The organism is Vibrio sp. 1978, assembly GCF_033344345.1.
Genome location: NZ_JAWPOP010000281.1, coordinates 1 through 836, shown reverse-complemented (window position 1 = coordinate 836; position 836 = coordinate 1). Strand labels below are relative to the sequence as shown.

Below are 836 nucleotides of genomic sequence, written 5' to 3'. Positions count from 1 at the left end.
TGTAGTGAAGTAATCGGCGCAACGTGCATGGCATTCTCTCCGGCTTAAAAACAAAAAAAGCCAGCACAATGGCTGGCCTTAACCTATTTCCCGATAAAATGAGTGCTTAGTCTAGTAGCGACTTCACATATTCTGCAATTTCAGGTACTTGGCAGTGCGCGAAGAAACACTCTTGGAATTGCGTGCTGCCTACTGCAGTTTTCACTAGCTCTTGGTCGATAGCACGTAGACCTTCAACCACGTCTTTTGCTACCGCTGATTTCACGTTGTTTAGGATAGCCGCGTTCGCTTGCTGAGGTGCTGCACGCTCAATTGGGTAACCTTCGCCGCGTTTGCCTGTGAACGCTTTTTCGAAGATGTAACGAACGTTCAATTCACCCGCCCAACCAAAACCTTTCGCAAATGCCAAAGAAATCGCATTGCCGTTATTGATTTGGTTGAACAGGAACGCGTCTGATGGCTCAAGGCAGTAACCACAAACAACGCCTGGGTGTAGGTTGCAAGACATCAATGCACCTTGGCCAGTACCACAACCAGTTACCACGAAGTCCACGGCTTTTGAGTTCAGCAGAATGCTCGCCATGATACCTAGGTGGATGTAAGTGAGGTGATGGTCGTTTTCATCCGTCATACCAACGTTGAAAACATCGTGACCAAGGCCACCTGCTACAGAGTTAAGCTCGCCAGCCACCATTGCGTTTTTCGCTGCTTGGCTGTTTTCCATCATTAGTGCAATTTTCATGTGTTACTCCTGCGGAAACTCCGCATTCAAATTTCAATTCTTAAACAAAATCTTTGCGCATTGGGGTGAAAGTATCGATAAGTACACCCGCTTT

General features: G+C 47.0%; 1 protein-coding gene. It reads right to left on the bottom strand.

Going from position 1 to position 836, the window contains the following annotated elements; translation table 11 throughout:
• Positions 1-106 precede the first annotated feature (106 nt).
• Entirely contained in the window at positions 107-742 is a 636-nt protein-coding gene (locus tag R8N49_RS26090; RefSeq protein ID WP_005460779.1) for an RpiB/LacA/LacB family sugar-phosphate isomerase, read from the bottom strand.
• Positions 743-836 lie beyond the last annotated feature (94 nt).

Excerpts from the sequence above, each read along its gene's own strand:
- R8N49_RS26090 (WP_005460779.1), bottom strand. The coding sequence starts at position 742 with ATGAAAATTGCACTAATGATGGAAAACAGCCAAGCAGCGAAAAACGCA.